This window comes from Reichenbachiella sp. (assembly GCF_965233835.1).
Lineage (GTDB): Bacteria > Bacteroidota > Bacteroidia > Cytophagales > Cyclobacteriaceae > Reichenbachiella.
Genome location: NZ_OZ247585.1, coordinates 4675729 through 4695356, shown reverse-complemented (window position 1 = coordinate 4695356; position 19628 = coordinate 4675729). Strand labels below are relative to the sequence as shown.

Annotated in this window: 20 protein-coding genes; 9 read left to right on the top strand and 11 right to left on the bottom strand. The window is 40.7% G+C overall.

What is annotated here, in order from left to right:
* The first annotated feature begins 62 nt into the window (after positions 1 to 62).
* Complete coding sequence (locus ACO6S2_RS19880; protein WP_422360310.1) at positions 63 to 1181, top strand: adenylate/guanylate cyclase domain-containing protein; 1119 nt, start codon at positions 63 to 65, stop codon at positions 1179 to 1181.
* Between the two features lie 38 nt (positions 1182 to 1219).
* On the opposite strand, the gene ACO6S2_RS19875 is transcribed toward ACO6S2_RS19880, so the two are convergent.
* Positions 1220 to 1906: a hypothetical protein gene (locus ACO6S2_RS19875; protein ID WP_422360309.1), complete on the bottom strand. Its 687-nt coding sequence runs from the start codon at positions 1904 to 1906 to the stop codon at positions 1220 to 1222.
* Positions 1907 to 2153: 247 nt separating this feature from the next.
* Here ACO6S2_RS19875 and ACO6S2_RS19870 point away from each other — a divergent pair, with 247 nt between their 5' ends.
* The 3 genes from ACO6S2_RS19870 to ACO6S2_RS19860 all read left to right on the top strand — a co-directional run bounded on the left by ACO6S2_RS19870 (position 2154) and on the right by ACO6S2_RS19860 (position 3453).
* Positions 2154 to 2873: an ABC transporter permease gene (locus ACO6S2_RS19870; RefSeq protein ID WP_422360308.1), complete on the top strand. Its 720-nt coding sequence runs from the start codon at positions 2154 to 2156 to the stop codon at positions 2871 to 2873.
* Positions 2874 to 2921: 48 nt separating this feature from the next.
* Positions 2922 to 3197: a hypothetical protein gene (locus tag ACO6S2_RS19865; protein WP_422360307.1), complete on the top strand. Its 276-nt coding sequence runs from the start codon at positions 2922 to 2924 to the stop codon at positions 3195 to 3197.
* Positions 3198 to 3291: 94 nt separating this feature from the next.
* Positions 3292 to 3453: a hypothetical protein gene (locus tag ACO6S2_RS19860; RefSeq protein ID WP_422360306.1), complete on the top strand. Its 162-nt coding sequence runs from the start codon at positions 3292 to 3294 to the stop codon at positions 3451 to 3453.
* A gap of 408 nt (positions 3454 to 3861) precedes the next feature.
* Here ACO6S2_RS19860 and ACO6S2_RS19855 read toward each other — a convergent pair whose 3' ends face one another.
* The 5 genes from ACO6S2_RS19855 to pyrF all read right to left on the bottom strand — a co-directional run bounded on the left by ACO6S2_RS19855 (position 3862) and on the right by pyrF (position 12338).
* Positions 3862 to 6084, bottom strand: coding sequence for an amino acid permease (locus tag ACO6S2_RS19855; protein ID WP_422360305.1), 2223 nt, complete (start codon positions 6082 to 6084; stop codon positions 3862 to 3864).
* Positions 6085 to 6087: 3 nt separating this feature from the next.
* Positions 6088 to 8814, bottom strand: a complete 2727-nt coding sequence (locus tag ACO6S2_RS19850; protein WP_422360304.1) for a DUF3352 domain-containing protein — start codon at positions 8812 to 8814, stop codon at positions 6088 to 6090.
* A 64-nt stretch (positions 8815 to 8878) separates the two neighbouring features.
* Positions 8879 to 10021: a THUMP domain-containing class I SAM-dependent RNA methyltransferase gene (locus ACO6S2_RS19845; protein WP_422360303.1), complete on the bottom strand. Its 1143-nt coding sequence runs from the start codon at positions 10019 to 10021 to the stop codon at positions 8879 to 8881.
* Positions 10022 to 10144: 123 nt separating this feature from the next.
* A complete protein-coding gene (locus tag ACO6S2_RS19840; protein ID WP_422360302.1) occupies positions 10145 to 11506 on the bottom strand; it encodes a dipeptidase in 1362 nt (453 codons plus the stop codon).
* A 31-nt stretch (positions 11507 to 11537) separates the two neighbouring features.
* Entirely contained in the window at positions 11538 to 12338 is an 801-nt protein-coding gene (gene pyrF, locus ACO6S2_RS19835) for an orotidine-5'-phosphate decarboxylase (RefSeq protein WP_422360301.1), read from the bottom strand.
* A gap of 130 nt (positions 12339 to 12468) precedes the next feature.
* On the opposite strand from pyrF, the gene ACO6S2_RS19830 reads away from it, so the two are divergent.
* From ACO6S2_RS19830 to ACO6S2_RS19815, 4 genes are all read left to right on the top strand, one after another.
* The gene (locus tag ACO6S2_RS19830; RefSeq protein WP_422360300.1) at positions 12469 to 12768 is read left to right on the top strand and encodes a hypothetical protein; all 300 of its coding nucleotides are present in this window, start codon (positions 12469 to 12471) and stop codon (positions 12766 to 12768) included.
* Complete coding sequence (locus ACO6S2_RS19825) at positions 12753 to 13031, top strand: type II toxin-antitoxin system RelE/ParE family toxin (protein WP_422360299.1); 279 nt, start codon at positions 12753 to 12755, stop codon at positions 13029 to 13031. Before ACO6S2_RS19830 ends, ACO6S2_RS19825 begins: the two co-directional genes overlap by 16 nt.
* Before the next feature lie 9 nt (positions 13032 to 13040).
* Positions 13041 to 14021: a radical SAM protein gene (locus ACO6S2_RS19820; protein WP_422360298.1), complete on the top strand. Its 981-nt coding sequence runs from the start codon at positions 13041 to 13043 to the stop codon at positions 14019 to 14021.
* A 100-nt stretch (positions 14022 to 14121) separates the two neighbouring features.
* Entirely contained in the window at positions 14122 to 14940 is an 819-nt protein-coding gene (locus ACO6S2_RS19815; protein ID WP_422360297.1) for a hypothetical protein, read from the top strand.
* 21 nt (positions 14941 to 14961) lie between these two features.
* On the opposite strand, the gene ACO6S2_RS19810 is transcribed toward ACO6S2_RS19815, so the two are convergent.
* Genes ACO6S2_RS19810 through ACO6S2_RS19790 form a run of 5 tightly spaced genes read right to left on the bottom strand, consistent with a single transcriptional unit; the run spans position 14962 to position 18040 of the window.
* Positions 14962 to 15747 carry an ABC transporter ATP-binding protein gene (locus ACO6S2_RS19810; RefSeq protein ID WP_422360296.1) on the bottom strand — a complete coding sequence of 262 codons (786 nt, stop codon included), beginning with the start codon at positions 15745 to 15747 and terminating at the stop codon, positions 14962 to 14964.
* Positions 15744 to 16412: a molybdate ABC transporter permease subunit gene (gene modB, locus ACO6S2_RS19805; protein WP_422360295.1), complete on the bottom strand. Its 669-nt coding sequence runs from the start codon at positions 16410 to 16412 to the stop codon at positions 15744 to 15746. Before modB ends, ACO6S2_RS19810 begins: the two co-directional genes overlap by 4 nt.
* Positions 16409 to 17167: a molybdate ABC transporter substrate-binding protein gene (gene modA / locus ACO6S2_RS19800; protein ID WP_422360294.1), complete on the bottom strand. Its 759-nt coding sequence runs from the start codon at positions 17165 to 17167 to the stop codon at positions 16409 to 16411. Before modA ends, modB begins: the two co-directional genes overlap by 4 nt.
* 11 nt (positions 17168 to 17178) lie before the next feature.
* On the bottom strand, positions 17179 to 17589 hold the full coding sequence (locus tag ACO6S2_RS19795) for a hypothetical protein (protein ID WP_422360293.1): 411 nt from the start codon (positions 17587 to 17589) through the stop codon (positions 17179 to 17181).
* 34 nt (positions 17590 to 17623) lie between these two features.
* Positions 17624 to 18040, bottom strand: coding sequence for a VOC family protein (locus tag ACO6S2_RS19790; RefSeq protein ID WP_422360292.1), 417 nt, complete (start codon positions 18038 to 18040; stop codon positions 17624 to 17626).
* Between the two features lie 216 nt (positions 18041 to 18256).
* Here ACO6S2_RS19790 and nqrF point away from each other — a divergent pair, with 216 nt between their 5' ends.
* Positions 18257 to 19561, top strand: coding sequence for an NADH:ubiquinone reductase (Na(+)-transporting) subunit F (nqrF, locus tag ACO6S2_RS19785; RefSeq protein ID WP_422360291.1), 1305 nt, complete (start codon positions 18257 to 18259; stop codon positions 19559 to 19561).
* The last annotated feature ends 67 nt before the right edge of the window (positions 19562 to 19628 follow it).

The following is a 19628-nucleotide window of genomic DNA, read 5'->3' as shown; positions in this document are numbered from 1 at the left end:
TCTGGGACGTTAGCAATCATAAATCATCATTCCTTACATTTTGCCTAACATTGTCACTCAACGTGAAAATATCTCCTAAAGCGAAAAGAAACATTTCAAGGATTATTCCCTTCGCAATTATTTGGTTATTGATTGGATGGATAATTGATATTACAGTGTACGATGTTACACGCAACCAAAACTTCAATCCAGATACTGATATTTCCTACACCATTCCAGTGCTGATTTTTGCTAGTCTGGCGAATATCGTGGTTGGAACTATTGTAGGGTTTTTAGAAGTGGTTTATTTAGAAAAGAGATTCTCAAACCGAACACTGAGTGCCAAGTTTTTTTACAAACTCTTAATCTACCTTACCTTAATTATTATCATTATAGCTCTCTTTTATCCAGTGGCATTTACGCTCGATACAGGCATAAGTTTGCTAGAAGTTGATGCCTGGCAACAATTGGATAGATTCCTAATAAGCATCTCTTTCCTTACCACCTTATTTCATTTGTCAGTAAAGCTTTCGGTTTGTTTGATATATTCAGCTATAAGTGAAAACTTGGGGCATAATGTGTTTTTAAATTTTTTCTCCGGGAAATACCACCAGCCCATAATCGAAAAGCGGATTTTCATGTTCCTGGACATGAAATCTTCGACGACAATAGCCGAAACGCTAGGCCATGTACAATACTTCAAATTACTGGGCACCTATTATAATATTATGTCAGACCCCATCATCAATTCATTTGGTGAAGTCTACCAGTACATAGGAGATGAAATCGTGATTTCATGGAAACCTGACAAGGGGATTAACCAGGCAAACTGCATCAAATGTTTTTTTGACATACGCAATCATCTCAATGAACAAAGAGGAGCTTTATTTAATGAATTTGGCTTTGAAATTGGATTCAAAGCAGGTATTCATTTCGGTGAAGTCACAATTGGAGAAATTGGAGCCTTAAAAAAGGAAATCGTATTTACAGGGGATGTCTTAAATACGACCGCTAGAATCCAAAGTCTTTGTAAGGAATTAAAATCTGACTTACTGATTTCAGGTGCAATTAAAGAGTTATTACCCCATTCTAACTATCAATATAGCTCTAAAGGAGAGATAGAACTGAAAGGAAGAAATAAGAAAGAAGAACTGTTTAGCGTAACTTTAGAAAAGAAGCCGACAATCGCTAACAATATGTAAACTGCATCAAAACGCAGTTTACATTAAACGTTACATTATTAAAGCCCAGCATACCATTTAGCCAGAGAGACTATCCAGCTGCTTTCAGAATACTCAAAGATCACCATGGTTTGACAAATGCCCAGAACTATCAACAAACCAGGAAATATCCACCTTACTTTTTCTTTTTTGAAATCATTGACAGCAAGTAATATGATGATGATGTCTACAACCAAAATCGTGAGCGGATAGGAATATTCTACAATAGATTCAGGCAAAACATTGAAAAACATTCGGACCAAGGACGGCTCAATCATTGGGATGATAGAAATAATCATAAAACGAGAATGAAGTGCGATATTTTGTTTCCAATATACGCCGAAGATGTAGGCGAATATCATGATGACAATGTCCTTAAAGGGTATGAAAAATTCTGTACCAGTCACAAATTCAGATTGGTTCAATTGACTGTGAACAAGGAGTAAGATGGAGAGTATCATCATCGGAAATATTACGTACGTGATCTTGCCAATCAGCCGATGAAGTTTAAGTTTTCCATTTCTGATGAGTACAGGCTGAATAAATATAATTAACAACCAAATCACCATAAAGAAGGCATGCAAGTGAAAATAAATTGAAAAGTCAGCAACTTCCCCTAGTACTTTCTGAAAATATGAGGGACCAAACCCATACCACGCAACTATCATCAAAGCAAGTACAAAGACTCCCAATTGATCGAACTTCATTTTTTTAGAAAGAATCAAATTTTTCAAATAGTCCATCCTGATTTAGCGTATTTTTTCTTCACTCTGTTACTTGGCAGCCAGTCTACCTATTTCCTGCCTACTACCAAAAATAGTCAGTAAGCATGACCTATGCCCGGTACTCGAAATAGGATCATGGCTATAGAAAAAGTGTGAGTGTTCAAAAATTCACTACATTCGTGGGCTTTCGAAACTTATTGATAGCGTATTGCTACCTATCTTGACTCTTATGGACAAATCCATCCAAATCATATCTATACCGAATTTACTAGTCGCATTTGTGCCGGTTTTGGTTGTTTTGTTTGTACTCTGGAAATGGAACGAGGGAATCAAAACATCAGTTTGGGCAGTGTTGCGAATGGTCATCCAGCTGGTATTGGTGGGCTATGTGCTGACCTACATTTTTGAGTCAGACAGTGCCTGGATGATTATTGGTGTTTTGGCGGTGATGTTGTTCTCTTCGAGTTGGATTGCCTTGCGGACGCTGAGTGATCGAAGAAATGAATTATTGCTAAAGGCTTTGGCTGCCATAGTGGTAGGAGGGCTGGCCGTACTGGTTTTAATTTCACAGGGCGTCCTGATGCTCGATCCATGGTATTTGCCGCAGTATCTGATTCCCCTGGCAGGGATGATTTTTGCCAATTCGATGAATAGTGTGAGCCTGGCGGGGGAGCGATTGACTTCAGAACTGGAAAGAGGTATGGCTTATAATCAAGCCCGAAATACCGCTTTAAGAGCTGCATTGATTCCAATCACCAATTCCTTGTTTGCCGTAGGTTTGGTATCACTACCAGGTATGATGACCGGACAGATTTTGTCTGGAGTATCCCCTTTGATTGCTGTTCGCTATCAGATCATGGTGATGTGCATGGCCTTTGGTTCGGCCGGAATTTCAGTAGCACTATTTTTATTTTTGGTAAAGGCCAATTTTGAGCATCCAAATGAATAGTTCAGTTTAACAAAGTGAGAATTGACAGTTTCACATTATCATTGCGCCATGTTCCAGCTATTTCAAACAACAGTAATACAATCCGTCATCTATCTCACCAACGCCTGGTTGATCTACAACATGGCTTTGAAGTATCTTTCTGATCATCAGCAGTCGGGACTTTTTCTTTGGATTGGTATTCCTGCGATTGGTTTGGTGAATTTTGTTTTGGCCAAGGTGATGCACCCTGATGATCCCAGAATGGGAAGACACTTTCGGCATAGTGCTTTCGCTATTTTAGCGATTTGGCTTCCTCTGCTCTATTTTTTACCCATCTACTTTTAGTTTGTCCAGGCTTTCTTAGTCGAGGGTAGGGTATTGTTTGTTTTGACCTTTCTACAACCAGAGAAAACTTAAAAACAACTAGAATACCAATATTATGGCAACCACTAAAACTAATGCTTCAGTAGAATCTATCATTTCTGATCCTGCAGACCATACAAATAATGAAATCAATAAAAACGACGACCGTTTCTACATAGCCTTGACAAGTTTAGCCCTTATCGGTCTGGTCACGCTTTTGATTTTTGCTTTGGTATAAATAGTGCAAATCAAGAGGCACTCCCTATTTCTGGGGAGAGTGAAAGTTTTGTGATTCAGTGGCATTATTCATTTTAGATTTTTGAACGTTAAAATCAGATAAGAAACAAAAAGTGTTCGAGTCCTTGTTGGGGTGAAATTCATTAGGAGTATTAATCAGGACGAGTTTCTTTTGTTTCCTGATTTTGAGGTTCAAAAAGCGTTAAGAAATGAATACGGTCTAGATTTTTGACTACTTTTCATCAATGGAAAAGTAGTGCCTGCCGGCGAGGCAAAGGTATTTTACACGTACATAGTTTGTAGACATTCGATCTGTTTCTATAGATCTATTATATACAAAACAATATTGTTTTTTTTAAGTTACCCTCCCACCAATTTTACAGATTGATCCCAAATCAAGAGCAGATGCTTATTTTATTTCCTTTGATTTGGTGCTATTTACAAAAAGGACATCTCCAATAGCGTCGTAACCCTGAAAAATCTCTTCTCCTAGCTGCTTGGCTGCTTCGGATCTAAAGCCAAGAATAGTTAAGTCTGCATCTTTAGAGTGCTCGTTGATGACCTGACGATTGTCCATACCTTCGGATCTTTCTATGATTCGCACATTGTTGGCAGAGATAGGGAGTCGTCCTGTTTTGATCAGTTGTAGGAGTTCTTCTTTTTGTTCTTCCAACTCTTCATCATTAACAATGGCGGATATCTTAATCTCGGCTTTTTTCCATTGTGGATGACCCAGGATGACAAAGCCAAGAAGTATCATCAAGTTGGCATTGTTGAAGTCTGAAGGTTTTATCCAGATGTGAATTTCTGCTTTAGATTCTAATCCACGGTCGCTGCTGGCTAGAATACAAGTATCAAATCCAGAGGCGCGAACCATAGCATAATTTTCCATGATTTCCTGTAATCCTTCGGGTTGACTCTTGGAAAATTCAAAGAGCATCATGTTGATGTCTTTACCAGATACACTAGGAAGTTGCAGTGCTTGAGCAACTGCAGTAGTGTAAGATGGCGAAACCATGGTATCCACATATACATTACTCTCAGAGATATCAGCTACCCTGATTAGCCGAGCCAATTCCTCTTTGGACTCTAAATTAGTCTCATTGGAGTAATAGCCTTTAATATAGTGCAGGTAGGTGCCGAATCCGTAGCGATGCGAAATCCAACTCATCATCTCAAAAGCAGTGGGTCGCTCAAAAGATGAGCCTGAAATACAAATCACCGAGGGTCTCCAATTGTCATCATCCTTGTCGGCTTTTTGGATAAAAACCTGAATCTGACGGATCAGCTGGAAGATCACCCCCTGAAAAATATTAGCCATACCTGCTTTGTCTTCATTGAATTTGGACAAACCAAAATAGATAAGAACCATGATGGTAATGGATGCAACAGCATAGGCAGCGTCCATCTTAAATATCAAAAACAAGCACATAATGGCACCCAGAAGCGAGATGTACCATTTGGATCTAAAGGCCGGTCGATACGACGGGTCTGCCGCAAAATGCTGAAAAAATGATATGGTACAAATGGCACCATAGGTAACCATAAAAAACATGGAGATCACTTTGGCCACCGAGTCTATACTGCCTAAGCTCACAAAGAAAAGGGCTAGCCCCACGGTAATCACAGTGGCATTCACTGGTTCGTTAGTATTGACTTTACCTTTAGAAAGGAAGTTGTTGATACCTATCGTTGGAAAAATATTATCGGCGGCAAGTGCCTGAAGCGTTCTAGGGGCAACCATAATGGAACCCAAGGCAGACGATATTGTGGCCGCCGCTAAGCCAATGGGAATGATTGGACCCCAAAGTGCGATCTTGGACATGATCAGTTGATCATTGACCAAGTCATCTGGGCTGGCATTCACGGCCAGTTTGTATCCAATGAACACATAGATGACCATACCTATCAAAGTGGCTGAAAGTGTTCCCCATGGGATGGATTTTTTGGGATCTTTCAGATCACCAGACAAGCCTACTCCAGCAGTCATTCCTGTAAAGGCGGGAAAAATAATTGCAAACACGATAAAGAAGTCCTGGCTTTCAGTAACCCGAGCCATGATATCGAATTTTTCCAAGCTTGCATGGTAGTCCGTACTTCCGAGAAAGAAAAAAGTAAGGGATACGAATAAAGTTGCGACTACAATGTACAAAGCCTTCATACCCAAATCTGCGCCTTTTGTCAGCATCAGGATACTAAGAAGAAGCACAGCAGGTATGGTAATCCACCTTTTGTCACCAATACCCAAACTGTAGGCCTCGTTGGCCCAAGTAATGACAGGGTCGAAAGCTTCTCCAAAAGCAATAACATAGAAGGCCACACTAATCGCTTGTGAAAGGTAAAGTGCGATCCCAATGGATGCGCCTATGTTTATACCAAATGAGCGGGAAATGATGTAATACTCTCCGCCACCTTCTACCTTTTGATTCGTAGCAATCTCGGCGATGGACATGGCCGTAGGTATCGTTACCATATGTCCTATGATTACAATAGCCACAGTACCTAGAAACCCTACACTGCCCACAGCAAACCCGAAACGTAAGAACATCACTGCGCCCAGTATGGTCGAGATAGCTGTGAGAAAAACCGGTAAAGTACCAAAGTTGGCCTTTTTGGATAGGAGGTTGCTCATAGTTTATTTTTTCAGGGACACCAGGTTTAGTTGATTGCCCGTACTGCAATATAGATCAAATTGCCCTTTGCTTTCTTGAAAAAGCACAGCCAACTCATAACCGACATCTAACGGTTCTTCGTGTAGCAACCTTCCGTCTTGGTTGTAGATATACCCTTGCCTTCTTTCTTGATCGATGAGAATGATTAGCTGATTGTCAACACCGAAATAGTAGTATTGAAGGGCCATTTGCTCAGCTTTGGTGTCGATTTTGAATTGCTCTATGAGCGCCTCATTAAAGACAGTAAGCTCGTTTTCATTTTTCTCGATGAGGATGAATTCTTTTTCCGTACCGGAATTGACCAGGTGAAAAGTGACTTCCTCATTTTCTCTTACCAGTTGTCCTCGGTTTGTTACTACACCAGCCAGATTGAAAGACACCAATTCTCCCAAGTCAGTCAAAGCAGAAATTTCTGTATTGGCAGGTTTACTGCCTTTGCTGATGAAATAGTCCTGAGAGATATTTCCTTTCAGATCTATTGGGAATCCATCTCTGGTTTCTCCTCTTCTGTTTAGATTTTGAAAGATGCCATTTTTCTGAACCAGCAGCATGTAGTCGTTTTTCTGCACACGTACATGCCTACCTAATGTCGCCGGGCTGCTTCCCATTTTCTTTGGGTTCCAGCCGTCGAGCAGCTTGCCTGCCTTGTTGTAGAGGTAGTAATTGCCTTTGCTATCTGCGACCATGATGCGATAGTTTCTAGACTTGTCATAGTCGATCAAGGACAACTCGCTAATTAGATTGTCGGATTTTAATTTGACCGGATATCCAGGAATGTAGGTGCCATTTCGATCGACCATGTGTATCGTTTTGTCCAGTGCAAACAGATATTGAAGCTTCCCATTTTTGTAGTAGTCTACCTGATAAATTTTACTTTTCAATTGACCTTCTAAAGGAATTTGAAGCGTTGGTTTAAGATTAACATCTAAGAGATGAAGCGTAAAGGCTTCGTCTTGTACCATCATTTCCAGAGTGCGATCGTTATGATTGCGAACGGCAAAAGGTTTGGATATTAAATTGTTTGCAAAGCCTTGTTGTTTTTGTATCTCAAATGATTGTGGCTTGATTTGTTTGACTAAATCACCGGGGTGTTGAAGTAGTAAACTCGTATAGTATTCCCCATCGACGTGGGTGAATTGTACAGCGCCGTATTCAATTTGCGAAAAGATGGTTTTATTGTCCTCCAGATATTTGGCCCAGTTGTCGTTGAGGACTTTACCTACTTTGTTGATTGCTCCTCTGGACTTGACGAACATACTGAAATTGGCATCCTCATGCGTAGACTCTAAGAAAGCATTGGTCCGAACAGAACGTCTCCAGGTGTTTTCCTGGTCGATGTCATCGATCAAAATTTCCAGCACTTGCTGACTGTTTCCAAAGTAAACATAGCTGCCATCTACGAAGTAATAGGCTGATGGGAATCCACCATACATTGATCCAAACAGTCTTGCAGGAATTTCATCAATGTTGATATGTTTGATTTGCCTTTCGGCATAATTTTCTAAATAAAGCGTTGAATCTGAATTGGCTTGTTGAGCCAATGATTCAAAAAATTGAGCCGCTAGTTCCTGACTTTTATGTTCGATACAAAATATCAAATCAGAGTTGAACGATCGACTGGATTCTAAAACAAAGTACCCGACTTCATTGCCCATGAATTCGTAAAAATCTTTAATATTAAAATCAAACCTGTTTTCAAGCTCCCCGATTTGAGTGAGCTGGGCGGGTTCATGTTTTCTCCAGTAGTTTTTTAAACCGATATGCCATTGGCTCACATCTTCTACCGAAGCATGAAGCACATAGGAAGTGCTGGCAGGAACGATATTTTTCATATCAAACCCTACGCCTCGAATACCATCAAATGCAGACAGGTAGTTGATCTTTGAAGTATCATTTACTGAGAAACCAGATAGATCTATTTTGTCATTATCGATATTCAAATCGAGATACATCAAGTGGGTTAACCATTTTAGGGGCGTTGTATCGATCTCAACTGGATTAGCAAAAATGCCTGCCAACTTGTTTAAATAGTTGGTATTGATATAACATCTGCCAGCACCACTTGTGCCTTGAGCCACCTGAGCTACGTGCAGTTCTGTTTCCTGATAGGTATTGACTCTGCTATCAGTAATCATGCGAATAGCGTCTTCCACCAGAAAGGGAGATAGACTGGCAATCAAATAGTTCTTATGAAAGATGTAGGTGAGTGTAGCTTCGCTTTTTTTGAATTCTGTAATGACATAGTCTTGATAAACTCTCTCACTTTTTTCAAAACTAAGACTATCCTTGAGGTATTCCTGCAAGTCGCTGAGTATACTGTGCTGCTGAAGTTCTTGTACTTCAAGAATGTATAGCGCTGCTAATGATTCATTGGTGTTTTGATGAAAGGAGATAAGCAGATGTCCCTGATCAACCACCTTAGAAAACTGATGATTGGTCGCAGAGTCTAGTTGACTAATCACTTGCTGGACTGAATCCAGTTCGGACAGTGACTTTAAGTTTTTGATTATTTTCCGGTTGTCATCCGGGCGCCAGAGGTAGGTGAAATCGTTTGGTTCAAAGACGAGGATAGAATTGTCGGGTACGAAGGACCAAATAGTGATTCTACTTTGTTTCCAGAGGTGGAAACCTCCCCATCCGGCACCTGCCAGAATCACTCCAATAACGATAACAATTAGTACTTTTTTCAATCTAGCGCTTTTGATGCAAATTATGGATAGGAGAGGGAGAATGCAAGAAGGCTAGAGAAGATATTTATCTACGACTCCCTGCATACAATTCATACTCCAACAAGCGACACTCGATCCGAGCATTCATAAACTCAGTACGGGATTTGGTGCGCAATCCAATGGACTTGGCGAGATTCGAATTACCTGTGAAAATGTAGCCCATCTTGCCACCACAGGATTGTTTAAAAAAGTCACCGATATCTTTGTAGACCGATTTGAGCATGTCTTCTTCTCCTAGTCTTTCGCCATACTCCGGATTGAGCATCACGATGCCAGGGCCTGAAGGAACAAATGTTTCCTGAAAAGGGACTTTGTCGAAATCAATCATTTTCTCCACACCAGCGGTGCGGGCATTAGCTCTGGCCGCTTCAATGGCATCTCCATTCCAATCGGTGGCGATTATGCTGGATTTGATTCGGTCTTTGTATTCCGCTTTTGCCAAAGTTTCTTTCCAGAGTGAAGGATCGTATCCGTTGATATGCATGAAACCAAAATTCTTTCTGTGCAAGCCCGGAGGAATACCTGCTGCCATTAATGCAGCTTCTATAGCCAAGGTGCCACTCCCGCACATGGGGTTGATGAAAGCACCTTTTTTATCATTCCAACCGGCAGATATCAAACAGGCTGAGGCCAAAGATTCTAGCATTGGCGCTTTAAAAGGTAATTTTCTGTAGCCGTGTTTGGTAATCGTTTCACCTGAGGTGTCAAAGTAGACATGCACTTTATTCAAATGCCAGAATAGATAAACAACGGTTTGATCCTTTTCATTTCCAGAGTCTGGGCGAACGCCAGTTTCTTCTTGCATGCGATCTACGATGGCGTCCTTTAGTTTCAGATTGGCGAATCGACCATCGCGTATGTAGTCGTTTTTCACATAGGATTGTACAGAGATTTTGGTGCCTTCTGGTAGCAACTTATGCCAAGGAATTTTCTTGGCTTCTTCATACATCTTGTCTGGGTGATTGGCTTCAAATGATTTGATCAACCAAAGCACACGAGAAGCCGTTCGAAGATTCAGATTGAGGTGCATTACTTCCTTCCAACCACCTTCTACAGTCACGCCATTTTTTTCTGCTTTAAGTATTCTATAACCCAAATCCTGCACTTCTTTTTTGAGAAATGGAGAGAGAGAGGGTTGACAGTTGATGACTAATTTAGATCGACGCAAGGTGATGGAGTTTTAGAGTTCAAAGTAGAAAGTTTAAAGTTGCCAGTCGCAGTAAATAATAAAGCAGGAAACTGACTCTAGCTTCCTACTTTACAAACTTTTTACTTGTGACTTTACACTCAGTTACTTTTCAGCAAAATATTTATAAAACCAGGTAATGGTCTCAATACCCTTCATATAATTGAATACACCATAACTTTCGTTTGGTGAGTGAATGGCATCTTCGTCCAAGCCAAACCCTAGCATGACAGAGTCAAGGCCTAACACATCCTGAAACAGCGCTACAATCGGAATACTACCACCGTCTCGCATAGGAATAGGTTCTTTGCCCCAGGCCTGAACAAAAGCTTTGCTCGCTGCTCTGAACCCATCAGAATCTGTAGGAATCACGGCTGCTTCACCTCCATGATGAGGTGTCACTTTTACCTTTACATGAGCAGGTGCGATGCTTTCAATATGATTTTTCACCAATTCTGTAATCTCGTCGCTATTTTGATTTGGAACTAATCGTGTAGAGATTTTGGCATAGGCTTTTGATGGTAGTACCGTTTTAGCACCTTCACCAGTATATCCACCCCAGATACCGTTCACATCAAGCGTTGGACGAATGCCGATTCTTTCGAGTGTGGTAAATCCATCTTCTCCTTTTACATCGGCAATGTCTAATTCCTTTTTGTATTCTTCGAGATCAAATGGTGCCTTAGCCATAGCTTCTCTTTCCGATTGGGTCAGCTCCAATACTTTATCGTAGAAGCCTGGAATGGTGATGTGCCCTTTGTCGTCGATCAAAGAGGAAATCATGTCACAAAGCGTGTTGATAGGATTGCCAACAGCTCCACCGTACATGCCAGAATGCAAGTCTCGATTTGGCCCAACGACTTCCACTTCCAGGTAGCTGAGTCCACGAAGACCAACTGTCATCGAAGGACAGTCATTGCTGATGATGCCGGTGTCCGAAATCACGATCACATCAGCTTTGAGTTTTTCTTTGTTTTCTTCAACGAAGATGCCCAAATTTTCTGAACCTACTTCTTCTTCACCTTCGATCATGAATTTCACGTTGCAAGGCAATTCGTCATTGGCCATCATGGCCTCGAAAGCTTTTACGTGCATATACATCTGGCCTTTGTCGTCACAAGCTCCGCGTGCATAAATTTTGTCATTTTTAATCACTGGCTCGAAAGGAGGAGAGTCCCATAGTTCGTAGGGGTCAGCAGGCTGCACGTCGTAGTGACCATACACCAATACTGTAGGCAGGTTGGTGTCTATGATTTTCTCCGCGTATACCACTGGATGTCCTTTAGTTTCGCAGATTTCTGCTTTGTCTACGCCTGCGGATTCGAATTTTTCTTTGATGAATTCAGCGGCTTTGCGTACGTCACCGTCAAATTTAGAGTCGGCACTAACAGACGGGATTCTGAGTAAGTCGAATAGCTCGTCTAGGAATCTCTGCTTATTTTCTGATATATAGTTTATGGATTTCATATTCGGGAGTTGTATAGTATAAAGTTGAAAGTTATAAAAAGGATGCCATTTCTGATTGCAGTTTTTGAGCCTCGACGTGCGCCGCTTCTGCAAAATCTTTGCCCGAAGAGGCATATATAATTCCTCGGGTAGAGTTGACCAAAAGTCCGCACTGGTTGTTCATTCCATTTTTGCAAACCGCTTCCAGGTCGCCACCCTGAGCACCCACGCCTGGTACTAATAGAAAGTGATCTGGAATGATCTTTCGAATGTCTTGTAAATATTCTGGTCGGGTGGCACCTACCACGTACATCATATTTTGGTCTGAGCCCCATTGCGAGGAAGTTTTCATTACGTGCTGATAGAGTGGTTTGCCTGCTGACTCGAGAAATTGAAAATCCTTACCGCCTTCGTTGGAGGTCACACCTAATAGGATCACCCACTTATCTTTAAATTCTAAAAAGGGCTTAACAGAATCGGATCCCATATAAGGAGCCACAGTTACAGAGTCAAAATTCATATTGTCGAAAAAGGCTCTGGCATACAGTGAAGAAGTATTTCCAATGTCACCACGCTTGGCATCGGCTATAGTAAATATGTCTTTGGGTATATAATTGACGGTTTTCTCTAAAGAAGCCCATCCGGTAGCACCCATGGCTTCGTAGAAAGCGATATTAGGCTTGTACGCTACTGCAAATTCTTTGGTAGCGTCTATGATCTGTTTGTTGAATTCGAAGATAGGGTCTTCTGTATCTAACAAGTGGGTTGGAATTTTTTTGATGTCAGTATCCAAACCCACACAGAGAAAGGATTGCTTCTGTTGGATTTGTTCGAATAGCGCCTCTTTTGTCATGGCGCAAAAATAGACGAAAGGAGATAATTAACCTTTTGAAGGCTCGAGAGATTTGTCTTATTTGATAGATTCATTGAATGGATTGCAATAGGCTATTTCGTTTAAAAGAAAAATCCATAATTTTGACTTAATGGATTCTATTCTTATCAATCCCAAATCAGAAAAGGAGCTTAAGTATGTGCTTGAGCTTTTGCATTCTTTAGAGATAGAGGCAAAGAAAATCAGCGAAAAAGACCGCGATGATTTCGAATTGGCTCAATTGCTAAAAAATACTGATGCATCAGGGATCATCAGAGAAGAAGCCAAATCAATCAAACTAACCGACGCTCAAAAGAAGCTACTTGCACAAAGCGAAGCAGAGATGGCTGGTAAGACGGTAATTCCGGAAAAAGCAATTCAAGTAGAGGAGGACGAATGGCTAAGCAAGTAATTTGGACTAATACAGCACGAGCAGAAAGACAGAAAATTTTGGAGAAGTACTTCAAAAGAGACGGTCATAAGAATGAGTGCAAAAAACTAGCCTTCCTGATAAGGTCTAATGTCAAGTTTCTATCCAACTACAATTTTGCGGGAATAGAATCTAGTTATTCAGGTATGAGAGAGACCACCTGTGGCCAGTGTACTTTGTTCTATAAGATACGCTCTTCTTCTTTGACCATCACGGGTATTTTTGAGAACAACGCTAAAAAATAATCCAAAGGGATGAGACTTATCAAACATCCCGTTCTCTGCAATTATTATGTTACCTATCGATGCAATGCCAAGTGTGGTTTTTGTGATATTTGGGAAAAGCCCTCACCGTATGTGACGCTCGACAACGTCCGAGAGAACTTATTGGCTCTGAAGAAGCTCGGTGTCAAAGTAATTGATTTTACTGGAGGTGAGCCGTTGTTGCATCAGCAGATTGATGAGTTTTTGGCTCTGGCAAAAGAAATGAATTTCATCACTACGCTGACTACCAATGCCTTGCTCTACCCCAAGTTTGCCGAGCGGTTGCGAGGAAACGTAGATATGCTGCACTTCAGCCTGGATACAGCCGATAAGGAAAAGCATGACTCCATGCGCGGAGTGGCGTGCTTTGATTTTGTGATGGAGTCTATAAAATTGGCCAAGTCACTCGGTGAACGCCCAGATATTTTGTTTACCGTTTTCGAGGAGAACAAGGTAGATATTCGGGAAGTGTATGAACAAATCTGCTTGCCCAATGATCTGGTACTCATCCTCAATCCCGCATTCGAATACAATCAGGTTGGGGATAGCCTGTCTGAGCAGACCTTGGATGAAATTGAACAATGGGGCAAGCAAAAAAGTGTTTTTCTGAACCAGGCTTTTATTGAGCTGAGGCGCGATGGGGGAAATCATGTGAATGACCCTGTCTGCAAAGCTGCTAGCACTACACTAGTGATCAGCCCGGAAAATGAATTGATTTTACCCTGCTATCACTTAGGTGAAAAATCGTTTCCAATAGATGGAAACTTAGAGGTGCTTTATCATTCCAGAGAAGTACAGCAGCATATCGCCACTGAAGGCAAACTGCCTGCCTGCGAGGGATGTACGATCAATTGTTATATGCAGCCGTCCTTTTCGGTAGAAACTGGTAAATACTTCTGGAAGTCTTTGCCGAGTACGATCAAGTACAACAAAATGAAAGGGACTTGGCGGCAAGCATTCAGTTTAGAATGAAGTAATTCTAAATTCTTGTTTTGCAATTTGTGCGTTTGGAGGATAATACTAACTTTGCTCAAATTAAAATAACACAACTTAATCTAATACAAGTACAATAATGATACTCAGACTAACCTTGCTTTTAGCTGTGATCTTTTTCACACCTAGCCTTCGAGCTCAAGACACCCAAACTCAAATCACCGAGGAGGCGATATCTGTGCTTCGTCAATCTCTTGACGAAATGGATGTTTCCTCTTGTTATAAACTAGACCGTTCTGCCTTGGAGATGAAATTTAAAGAATCTCTCAACGAATTTTTTAAGGAAGAGGGTGCTATGGAATACATAAAAGAAGAAATCGAATATCAAGGCGAAGATGCTATTGTGAATTTGGCGGCAGAGGCTTCAGATTTTGCTCATTATCATTTGATGGAAAAACTGGGTTTGGACGAAGAGGCGTTTTATGAGTGCCAAGAAAAAGTAGTCGAACAAACTTATGCACAAGGTGAATATGGAGAAGACTATGAAGAGGAAGTGGCTGATTTTATGAAGTACATGGGAGGGGCACTTTCCAAATCCGATGTTGGACTGCCCGTATATGAAAATAGTGAATTGGTTAGCTATATGAATAAGGATCAATCCGAACAAATGCTGAAGCAACTATATCCTGATATTAACGGCCCATTCTTAAACTCAGCCGTTTATTTTACCACTGATGATTTTGAGGCCGTACGAAAATTCTATGAGGAAGAATTGAGCGACTTTAACCAAGGAGAAATTGGAAGTAATTCCATGGGTTTTGCGTCTGATGACTATGATTTCAATTCTTTTTTGAGCCTGGAAGGAATTAAGAAATGGTCCGTCATGGAGAGCGTTTGGGTGGAAAAATTGGAATCTTCTAGCGAGGGCAAGATTAAAATTGAAATCCATTGGGAATAAGATTTGGTGAGAATGAGGTAGTTAGTTGGGCATTTGTACACTCACTACCTTTCCATCAACCATGATTTTTAAAATAGTCCGATCTCCTTCTTTTTTACTTGATAAATAATCTCCAGCGAGCTGAGTTTGGCTATCATTCATAAACACTTCAGCAGGAGTACCTCGCTGTATGAATTGGCCATCTTTCATCACCAAAACATGATCAGCAAGCTTAAAAACTTCCGGCAGATTATGGCTGACTATTACAATTGTCGTTTGTATCAATTCTTGTATAGTGAGAATCTCTTCTTGGAGTTTCGTACGCATGCTCGTGTCAAGTGCAGAAAGTGGCTCGTCGAGCAGTAATAGTCTAGGCTTTCGAACGATGGCTCTGGCCAGGGCTACCCGTTGTTGTTGCCCGCCAGAAAGATGAGAAGGCATTCGATCAAGGAGACTACCTAGGTCAGAAATTTCAATGATTCGTTGAACCAGATCATCATTTCCAGTACCATTCAATCCGAATTGAATATTCTTCAATACCGTCATGTTAGGGAAAAGTGCATAGTCTTGAAAAACCATCCCAATATTTCTCTGATTCGGTGGTACACTGAGCTTGTTTTGATAGTCGAACCAGGAATCATTTCCGACAGTGATTTTTCCTTCATCCGGTCTCAAAAGGCCTGCTAACATTCTCAAAATGCTAGTTTTGCCTGCACCAGATTTTCCATAGATGGCCGTAATTTTCCCTGCTGCTAGTTGGGCACTTACCCTTATATCGACTTCCTTTTGCGAGGAGTGAAATTTCTTATGTAAGTTGAAATCGATCATTTGAAAGAAGTGATGGCTTTCTTGTTGAATGAATACACTAGTGTCAAAATAATAAAACTGAATAACAGCAATAAAAGTGAATAAGAATGTGCCGCTGCATAATCGAGTTTGTTCACGCTGTCGTATATCGCTATCGAAGCTACTCTGGTTTCATCGAGGTTTCCACCAATCATTAGTACTACACCAAATTCTCCAATGGTGTGCGCAAAGCTCAAAACAATACCAGTAAGTAGGGAGCTTTTTATATTGGGTAATAGTACCATAGATAAAGTCTGCCATCTGGACTTCCCTAAAGTGTAAGAGGCTTCTTTGAGTGACGGTGACAGTTGCTGAAAACCAGCCTGAATAGGCTGAATCATAAAGGGCAAACTGTAAATTACCGAGCCAATCACCAATCCAATGAAAGTAAACGCTATACTAAGATTAAAATTAGAATTTAAAAACTTACCTAATACGCTTTGGCCACCAAATCCAACCAACAAATAAAAACCTAAAACGGATGGAGGTAAGACAAGGGGTAAGGCAATCAACGCTTCAAAAATAAACTTCAATTTTGATGAGCCATAGGCTAGCCAATAGGCTATTGGAACACCAATAATCAGTAGCACTGACGTAGTGATCAGTGCTAGCTTGATAGTAATGTATAAGGTACTCCACTCAATCATTGAGAGACTTGGTATCCATAGTTTGATAAAATTTTCTTGGCCTTAGTCGAAAACATAAACTTATAGAACTCCTCTGAATTAGAAAGGTTTTCTTGTTTGCCATGAGTCAATAATACGATTCCCTGACTAATAGGCGAATAAAGTGTATCGGGAAGTGCTTTCCAATTTCCCACATCCGAGAGGTGAGGAGAATACAACACCGATTGGCTGGTTATTCCAATGTCTACATTTTTGGATTGGATGTACTGGTTGACTTGACCGATACTTTCACCAATGATAAGCTTTGCTTTCAACTGATCAAGTAGGTTGGAAGACTTTAATACTTCAACTGCTGCAAACCCATAAGGTGCTGTCTCAGCGTTGGCAATTGCTATTTTTTTTATACTTGAATGGAGCAAAACGTTAATGCCAGGGTCCAGATTTATTCCCTTATGAAATGTCCAAAGAATCAATTTTCCACCTGCGTATACTTCGGGAGCGGAGGAAAAACCTTCTTCATAAAGCATACTTGGGTGATTTAAATCAGCCGATAAGAATATGTCGAAGGGCGCTCCTTGTTTGATTTGGGTAGTCAAAATTCCTGAGGAACTACTCGATGCTTCTACTTTTATATCATGCGATGACTCAAATTCTTCAATTAAACTTTGCATCGCGTGCTGCATATTGGCGGCCACAGCAATTGTGACCTTCTGCTCATTGGAAGAAACGCAAGAGAAGATCCCCAGAAGGAAAAAAAGAAAAAAAAGCTTACTCATTTAAACGGTGCTTATTCAACTCTTGCAAACTTCCACCCTAACCAGGCCATTGGCAAATAAGCGACCAATAAATCTAGAACATTAAACCACATCGGGCTTGGAAAGTCAATAATCATCGAAATCCCACCATACAAAAACCAAACACCGATACCCAGTGCAAATTTGAGATGATGATTGGCGGCAATTTTTGCCGTGACAAAAGCTCCGGCCAAGGTGCCTAATGCATGAGCTAAAAACGGCCCAATGAAATGGGCTGGTGTAAACATTGGCATAAATTCTTTCAGACTCTCCATGTCCATTGGATTCATGCCCGCTGGTGGAGCGACAAGTGTATGACCTAGCATGATCAAGCTGATGTTGACTATGCTACCGATAATTATACCTGCGATAAGTGCTAAGATATTTTTAAGTATAGGGTTCATGACAGATAGTTTAAGTGCTACAATTTAATAATAATTACATGGTGGTTTTTCCTTCGTTGTCCTTTGTGAAAACGGCATCCACAGGCTCCCATAGTTCAATCTTATGGCCTTCTGGGTCCATAATCCAGGCAAACTTACCATATTCATATTCTTCCATTTTACCTACTATTTCGACCCCCTCTTCTTTGAGTGTCTTGAGTAACTCAACCAAATTCTCTACCCGATAGTTGATCATAAACTCATTTTTAGAAGGAGCATAGTAATCGGTAGCTGCATCCATGGGACTCCATTGTAAGTACCCTACTTTATCTGGGTTTGCTCCTTGACGAAATTCGAACAAAGAACCATACTGATTTGTGGCCAAACCTAAATGCTTTCCGTACCACTCTCGTGCTTTTTTGGGATCTTTGCTTTTATAGAAAATACCGCCTATTCCTGTTACTCTTTTCATGTCTAATAGATTTGATTTAATCAAATATACCTCCTGAGACTATTTCTCAACTCACCCAAAAGTATGATTTGAAGGTATTTGGCTTCAAAGTCGTTTTTAGTTGAAATAAATGCAGTTGAGAACCAATTTAATTGAGTAAGTCACAGGGATTTTTTACTATTTATTCTTTTATATTTGTGCCTGAAAATTGGAGACAGAAAATTTAATTAAAGAAAGATGTCCTTTATCATATTTACATCAATAGTTGCTTTTACACTCGTAATCCTTCTATTGGTATTTATCCTGCTTTTTGCACAATCTAAATTGGTACAGTCTGGTGATGTAAACCTTGTTATCAACGGGGATTCATCAAATCCGGTAGTGGCCTCAGCAGGTTCTACTTTGCTGACTACTTTAAGTGCGCAAAAAATATTTTTACCTTCCGCTTGTGGTGGTGGAGGTACTTGTGCTATGTGTAAGTGTACCGTAACTGATGGTGGTGGAGATGTACTACCTACAGAGGTGGGTCACTTGAGCAGATCAGAGCAGAAAGAAAATGTTCGTCTAGCTTGCCAGGTAAAAGTGAAGCAAGACATGGATATAGAAATTCCAGAGGAAATTTTTGGTATCAAAAAGTGGGAGTGTGAAGTGATCTCCAACTACAACGTAGCGACATTTATTAAAGCATTTATTGTAAAACTTCCAGAAGGTGAAAATCTTGACTTCGAAGCGGGTGGATATATCCAAATCGATGTACCAAAAGTGGAAGTTGATTTCAAAGATATGGACATCGCACCAGATCCGAGTGATCCTGCTGGTCCGGACAAATTCAAAGAAGACTGGGATAAATTTGGTCTTTGGGATTTGAAAATGAAAAACGACGAGGAAGTCTTCAGAGCTTACTCTATGGCCAACCACCCTGCAGAAGGAAACATCGTGATGTTGACGATTCGTATAGCAACTCCACCATGGGATAGAGCAAAGAATGCCTGGATGGATGTAAACCCAGGAATCTGTTCTTCTTATGTATTTTCTAGAAAGCCAGGTGATAAAGTGACTATCTCTGGACCTTACGGTGAATTCTTTATCAAAGAGACTGAATCTGAGATGATCTATGTAGGTGGTGGTGCAGGTATGGCGCCGATGAGATCTCACCTATTTCACTTATTTCATACGTTGAAGACTGGTAGAAAAGTAACCTACTGGTATGGAGGTAGATCTAAAAGAGAATTATTCTACGAAGATGACTTTAGACAAATCGAGAAAGAGTTTCCTAACTTCCAGTTCGAAATCGTATTGTCTGAACCACTGCCAGAAGACAACTGGGTAGAGAAAAAATCTATCGACGACAAGGAGGGTGACGGTTTCTTAGGATTTGTTCACGATGCGGTAATCAACCACCAGTTGAAGGCGCATGAAGCACCAGAGGACATCGAATTCTACTTCTGTGGGCCTCCAATGATGAACCAAGCTGTTCTAAAGATGTGTGATGATTGGGGAGTGCCTGATGAGAATGTATCATTTGATGATTTTGGTGGATAATTGGTAACTGAAATTTGAAAAAATAAACAAAAAACCCTGTCGGTATCGTCAGGGTTTTTTTATGTAG